This window comes from uncultured Pseudacidovorax sp. (assembly GCF_913773995.1).
Classification (GTDB): Bacteria; Pseudomonadota; Gammaproteobacteria; order Burkholderiales; family Burkholderiaceae_C; genus Xenophilus.
Genome location: NZ_CAJYES010000253.1, coordinates 25,090 through 31,971, shown reverse-complemented (window position 1 = coordinate 31,971; position 6,882 = coordinate 25,090). Strand labels below are relative to the sequence as shown.

Annotated in this window: 4 protein-coding genes; all 4 read left to right on the top strand. The window is 70.8% G+C overall.

Features of this window, described 5'->3' with window-relative positions:
* The first annotated feature begins 119 nt into the window (after positions 1 to 119).
* The 4 genes from QZ772_RS24840 to QZ772_RS24825 all read left to right on the top strand — a co-directional run bounded on the left by QZ772_RS24840 (position 120) and on the right by QZ772_RS24825 (position 6,861).
* On the top strand, positions 120 to 1,742 hold the full coding sequence (locus QZ772_RS24840; protein WP_295532441.1) for a carboxyl transferase domain-containing protein: 1,623 nt from the start codon (positions 120 to 122) through the stop codon (positions 1,740 to 1,742).
* 29 nt (positions 1,743 to 1,771) lie between these two features.
* The gene (locus tag QZ772_RS24835) at positions 1,772 to 3,766 is read left to right on the top strand and encodes an acetyl-CoA carboxylase biotin carboxylase subunit (protein ID WP_295532439.1); all 1,995 of its coding nucleotides are present in this window, start codon (positions 1,772 to 1,774) and stop codon (positions 3,764 to 3,766) included.
* A gap of 50 nt (positions 3,767 to 3,816) precedes the next feature.
* Positions 3,817 to 4,614 carry an enoyl-CoA hydratase/isomerase family protein gene (locus QZ772_RS24830; protein WP_295532437.1) on the top strand — a complete coding sequence of 266 codons (798 nt, stop codon included), beginning with the start codon at positions 3,817 to 3,819 and terminating at the stop codon, positions 4,612 to 4,614.
* A gap of 129 nt (positions 4,615 to 4,743) precedes the next feature.
* Positions 4,744 to 6,861, top strand: coding sequence for a 3-hydroxyacyl-CoA dehydrogenase NAD-binding domain-containing protein (locus tag QZ772_RS24825; RefSeq protein ID WP_295532435.1), 2,118 nt, complete (start codon positions 4,744 to 4,746; stop codon positions 6,859 to 6,861).
* The last annotated feature ends 21 nt before the right edge of the window (positions 6,862 to 6,882 follow it).

The window sequence follows — 6,882 nt, the reverse complement described above, 5'->3', positions numbered from 1 at the left end:
CCCACGCTCCCCACACAGCCACTTCGCGCAAGACCCGGCAAGCCTCACTGCCTAAGCTGACCCCTATCCAACATGGCATTCGTTCGCAGCACCGCAGACGCCCGCACCAGAAGCACCTCATGGCCATCATCGAGTCGACCATCTCCCCCGGCAGCGACGCCTTCGAAGCCAACCGCGCCGGCATGCTCACCCTCATCGAGCGCGTGCGCACCTACCGGCAACGCAGCATCGCCACCTCCGCCAAGTCCCGCGAGCGCTTCGAGAAGCGTGGCCAACTGCTCCCGCGCGAGCGCCTGGCCCTGCTGCTCGACCCCGGCACGCCCTTCCTCGAGATCGGCGCCTTGGCGGGCCTGGGCCTCGACAACCCCGACCTCGACCGCAGCGTCCCGGGCGGCGGCGTCATCGGCGGCATCGGCTGGGTCAGCGGGGTGCGCGTCATGGTCAATGCGTCGGACTCCGGCATCGACGCCGGCGCCCTGCAGCCCATGGGCATCCCCAAGCAGCTTCGCATGCAGGAGCTGGCCCTGGAGAACAAGCTGCCCTACGTGCAACTCGTGGAGTCGGCCGGCGCCAACCTCATGACCTACAAGGTCGAGGAATTCGTCACCGGCGGCAGCCTGTTCCGCAATCTCGCACGCATCTCCGCGGCCGGCCTGCCGGTGGTCACCGTCACGCATGGCTCGTCCACCGCGGGCGGCGCCTACCAGACGGGCTTGTCCGACTACATCATCATGGTGCGAGGCCGCTCCAGGGCCTTCCTGGCCGGGCCGCCGCTGCTCAAGGCCGCCACCGGCGAGATCGCCACCGAGGAGGAACTGGGCGGCGCGCTTATGCACACCAGCATCTCGGGCCTCGGCGACTACCTGGCCGAGGACGACCGCGACGCCATCCGCCTGGCCCGCGAGATCCTGGCCAACATCGACTGGCAGCGCAGCGTGCCGGCCGAGCCTGCGCGCAACTTCAAGCCGCCACGCCACGACGCGGAGGAACTGCTGGGCATCATGCCCATGGACCACAAGCGGCCCGTGGACATGAAGCAGGTCATCGCCCGCATCGCCGACGACTCCGACTTCCTCGAATTCGGCCAAAACTACGGCGGCGCCACCGTCGTCGGCCACACCAAGATCGAAGGCATGCCGCTGGGCATCGTCACCAACAACGGGCCCATCGACCCGGCCGGGGCCGCGAAAGCCACGCACTTCATCCAGGCCTGCTGCCAGTCGCGCACGCCCATCCTGTACCTCAACAACACGACCGGCTTCATGGTGGGGCGCGCCTACGAAGAGGCCGGCATCATCAAGCACGGTTCCAAGATGATCCAGGCGGTGACCAATGCGACGGTGCCGCAGATCACGATCTACTGCGGCGCCTCCTTCGGTGCCGGCAACTACGGCATGTGCGGCCGCGGCTTCCACCCGCGCTTCTGCTTCAGCTGGCCCAACGCCAAGACGGCCGTGATGGGCGGCGAGCAGGCGGCGCAGACGATGGTCAACGTGACCGAGGCCGCCATGAAGCGCAAGGGTGGCCAGGTGGACCACGCGAAGCTGGCTGAGCTGGAGCGCCGCATCGTCGAGCGCTTCGACAGCCAGATGAGCGTGTTCACCACCAGCGCGCACCTGCTGGACGACGGCGTGATCGACCCGCGCGACACCCGCGCCGTGCTGGCCAACGTGCTGGCCATCTGCCGCGATGCCGAACAGCGGCAGCCGCAGGCCATGCAATTCTCCGTGGCCCGGCCATGACCTCCCGCGACCGATCGAACACCCACCCCATGACCGCCGAAACCTCTTCGCGCACGCCCTTCCGCAAGATCCTCATCGCCAACCGCGGCGAGATCGCGCTGCGCATCATCCGCAGCGCCCGTGCGCTGGGCTACCGCACGGTGGCCGTCCATTCCACCGCCGACGCCGGGGCGCGGCATGTGCGCGAGGCCGACCAGGCGGTATGCATCGGCGATCCGCTGCCGGCGCAGAGCTACCTGCGCATTCCCGCGCTGATCGAGGCGGCGCGCCGCAGCGGGGCCGACGCGGTGCACCCGGGCTACGGCTTCCTGGCCGAGAACGAGGACTTCGCCCAGGCCTGCCATGACGCCGGGCTGGTCTTCATTGGCCCCTCGGCCGAGGCGATCCGCGCCATGGGCAACAAGGCCGGCGCCAAGGTGCTGATGCAGGCCGCCGGCGTGCCGTGCATTCCCGGCTACCAGGGCGAAGACCAGAGCGAGGCGCGCCTGGCCGACGAGGCCGGGCGCATCGGCTTTCCGGTCATGATCAAGGCCACGGCCGGTGGCGGGGGGCGCGGCATGCGGCTGGTGAACAGCGCGGCCGAGTTTCCGGAGCTGCTGCGCAGCGCCCGCTCCGAGGCGCAGAGCGCCTTCGGCGACCCCGAGGTGATCCTGGAGCGCGCCATCGTGCGGCCGCGGCATATCGAGATCCAGGTCTTCGCCGACCGCCACGGCCATGCGATCCACCTGGGCGAGCGCGACTGCTCGGTGCAGCGCCGGCATCAGAAGCTGATCGAGGAGGCGCCATCGCCCGCGGTCGACGCCGACCTGCGTGCGCGCATGGGCGCCACCGCCGTGGCCGCCGTGAAGGCCATCCGCTACGAAGGCGCGGGCACGCTCGAGTTCCTGCTTGACGCCGAGGGCCGCTACTACTTCATGGAGATGAACACGCGGCTGCAGGTGGAGCATCCGGTCACCGAAGCCATCACCGGCCTGGACCTGGTGGCCCTGCAGTTGCGCGTGGCGGCGGGCGAGCCCCTGGGCATCGCGCAGGACGATGTGCGCTTCAGCGGCCACGCCATCGAGGTGCGCCTGTGCGCCGAGGACGCCGATCAGGGCTTCATGCCCCAGAGCGGCACCATGGCCCTGTGGCAGATGCCGCCGCAGTTGCGGGTGGAGCATGCGCTGCAGTCCGGCGCCGAGATCCCGCCGTACTACGACTCGATGATCGCCAAGCTCGTCGCCCATGGCGACAGCCGCGAGGACGCACGACATCTGCTGATGGCCGGTCTGGAAGATGCGGTGGCGCTGGGCGTGACCACCAACCAGGCCTTCCTGCACCGTTGCCTGGGCCATGACGTCTTCGCGGCCGGTGGTGCGACCACCGCCTTCATCGCCGACCACCAGGACGTATTGCTGACGCCCGATGCGGCCCTGCGCGCGCGCGCGGCCGCCATCGCGGCGGTGCTGTTGTACGAGACCACCGCGGCGGCGCAGGCCGCCGGCCAGCGGCGCCTGGCGCCCAGCCTGCCCATCGGCATGCGCCTGCAGGTGGCGGGTGAGGCGGTGGCCGCCAGCGTCGTGCTGACCGAGGGGCGCCACTTCGCCGTCGGCATCGGCGAGGCCACCTACCGCATCGCGCTCGACGGGATCGAGCAACACCATGCGCGCTTCACCTGCGACGGCCTGCAGGAGAGCGCCGCCTTCCACCGGGACGGCGCCACGCTGCTGCTGCACTACGCCGGCCTGCCGATCCGCATCGAGGACCGCACCCGCGCCGCAACGGCGCGCCAGGGCGAGGCGGGCGGGGACGGCAAGGTGCGCGCTTCCATGAACGGCCGAGTGGTGGCGGTACTGGCCGCCATCGGCGACATGGTGCAGCCCGGCCAGCCGGTGCTCACGCTGGAGGCCATGAAGATGGAACACGTGCATGCCGCGCCCGTGGCGGGCCGGTTGGTCGCACTGCATGTGAAGACCGGGGACCAGGTGGCGGCGAGCCGCGTCGTCGCCGAGATCGAGGCGGTGACTGAGGCCGTACCCGCCTGAGCGGGCTGGCGGCCGCGCGCCGCCGTTTCATTCCTTACAGCGAGACATCCATGACAGAGAACGCAGCGCCTGCCGCGGCGCCCGCCGTGCTGTGCGAGAAGCGGGGCCATGCCCTGTGGGTCATCCTCAACCGGCCCGACAAGCGCAATGCCATCAACAAGGAGGTCGTCGCGGGCATCCGCGAGGGCTGGCGGCGCGCCCATGCCGACCCCGAGGTGCGCGTGATCGTGCTCACCGGGGCTGGCGACAAGGCCTTCTGTGCGGGGGGCGACCTGCAACCGGGCGCCGGCTTCGCCTTCGACCTCTCGCGGCCCAACATCGACTACGCCGACCTGCTGCGCGAGGTGCAGAACGCCACGCTGCCGAGCATCGCGCGCATCAACGGCACCTGCATGGCCGGCGGCATCGGGCTGCTGTGCATGACCGACATGGCCGTGGCAGCGGAGCAGGTGCAGTTCGGCCTGCCCGAGGTCAAGATCGGCCTCTTTCCCATGCAGGTGCTGAGCCTGCTGCAGGACCTGGTGCCGCGCCGCGTGCTGCGCGAGTGGTGCCTGAGCGGTGAGCCCTTCAGCGCGGCGGAGGGCCGCGCGGCCGGCCTGCTCAACCATGTGGTGCCCGCGGCCGAACTGGATGCCAAGACCGAGTGGCTGGTCGACCGCCTGGCCGACAAGTCGCCGACGGCGCTGCGCCGCGGCAAGTACGCCATGCGGGCGATGGCCGCCATGTCCTTCGACGAAGGCATTGCCTACACCGAGAGCCAGATCGCACTGCTCGCCATGACCGAGGACGCGCGTGAGGGTCTGGCCGCCTTCAACGAAAAGCGAAAGCCCGTGTGGACGGGCCGCTGAGCCTGCCGATGCGGCCGCGGCCCCGGGTCGATACCGACCCGGACAGCGTGTAGACGCAAGAGGCCGAAGAACCCCTTTGCTAGCCTTTCTTCGCCGCCCGCAACCGGCGCGAAGACCTCTGAGACACCCATGACCGAGCCCGTCGTTTCCCTTGCACGCCATGGCGACATGGCCGTGCTGACCATCGCCAACCCGCCCGTCAACGCACTGTCGAAGGCGGTGGTGGCGGGCCTGGCCGAGGCCGTGCAGGCCTTCGAGGCCGACCGCAGCTTTGACGGCCTGCTGGTGCACTGCACGGGCCGCACCTTCGTGGCGGGCGGGGACATCGGCAGCTTCGACGATCCGGCCTTCTCGGCCGCGCCCTACAACCGCACCCTGGCTCGCATCGAGGCCCAGGACCGCCCGGTGGTAGCCGCGCTGCATGGCACGGTGCTGGGCGGCGGTCTGGAGCTGGCCCTGGCCTGCCATGCCCGCGTGGCGCTGCCGGGCACGCAGTTCGGGCTGCCCGAGGTCAAGCTGGGCCTGCTGCCGGGCTCGCTGGGCACGCAGCGCCTGCCGCGCGCGGTGGGCGTCCGGCTGGCGCTGGACATGGTCTCGACCGGCCGCAGCCTGGATGCCGAGGCCGCACGCGACGCGGGCATCGTCGACGACGTGCGTGCGGGCGATCCGCTGGCCGTGGGGCTGGCCTACCTGGTCGAGCTGCGGGCACGTGGCGACGCGGTGCGGCGCCTGAGCGCGCAGCCAGTGCCCGACGAGGGCCTGCCAGCCGACTTCTTCGCGCAGGCGCTGCAGGCCGCCGCGCAGCGAAAGCCCTTCCATCCTTCCGCGCGCAGCATCGTGCTGGCGGTGCAGGCGGCGGCCACGCAGCCCTTTGCCGAGGGCGAGGCCACCGAGGCGCGGCTGTTCGAGCAGCTGCGCGTGTCGCCCGAATCGGAGGCCCTGCGGCACCTGTTCTTTGCCGAGCGCCAGGCCGCGCGCATTCCGGGCCTGCCGCGCGACACGGCGTTGCGGCCGGTGCGCCGCGTCGGCATCCTCGGCGCCGGCACCATGGGGGGCGGCATCGCGATGAACTTCGCCAATGCCGGCTTGCCGGTCACGCTGGTGGAGGCGTCGGCCGAGGCGCTGGCGCGGGGGCTGGGCATCATCCGCCGCAACTACGAAGCCAGTGCCGCCAAGGGCCGCATGACGAGCGCTCAGGTGGAACAGCGCATGGCGCTGCTGCACGGCACGCTCGACGACACCGCGCTGGCTGATTGCGACCTGGTCATCGAGGCGGTGTTCGAGGACATGGCCCTCAAGCAGCAGGTCTGCGCGCGGCTGGGTGCCGTGTGCAGGCCGGGCGCCATCATTGCCACCAACACCTCGACGCTCGACGTGGACGCACTGGCCGAGGCCACCGGCCGGCCGGCCGACGTGGTGGGCCTGCACTTCTTCAGCCCGGCCAACGTGATGCGCCTGCTGGAGGTGGTGCGCGGCGCGCGCACCGCGCCCGACGTGCTGGCGACGGCGATGCAGCTCGCACGCACCATCCGCAAGGTGGCGGTGGTCTCGGGCGTGTGCTACGGCTTCATCGGCAACCGCATGGCCGAGGTCTACATGCGCGAGGCCGAGTTCCTGTTGATGGAAGGTGCGAGCCCTTCGCAGGTCGATGGCGCAGTCGAGGCGCTCGGCATGGCGATGGGCCCGTTCCGCATGCTCGACATGGCCGGCATCGACGTGGGGGCCCGCACCGTCATCGAGTACGGCAAGGCCGGCGGGCTGCCGCCGGACGACAGCTACCGCGCCATGGTGCGCCGGCTCTACGAACTGGGCCGCTTCGGCCAGAAGACCGGCGCGGGGTACTACCGCTACGAAGGCCGCACGCCGGTGGACGACCCCGAGGTCGCACGCATCGCGGCCGATTTGGCCGCAGCCCACGGCATCGCGCACCGCACGGACATCGGCGCGCCGGAGATCGTGGAGCGGCTGCTGTATCCACTGATCAACGAAGGCGTGCGGATCCTGGAGGAGGGCATCGCCTACCGGCCAGGCGACATCGACATCGTTTGGACCGCCGGCTATGGCTTTCCCGAGCACCTGGGCGGGCCGATGTGGTGGGCCGACGCGCTGGGCCTGGCCACCGTGGCCGACCGCCTGACCTTCTACGGCCGCACCCGCGGCGACCGCTTCGGCTACTGGCGCGTGGCGCCCTTGCTGTCGGAGCTCGTTCGCAGCGGTCGGCGCCTGTCCGACGGGCTTCCCGGCTGAGCGCCGCCCGACCATCTCACG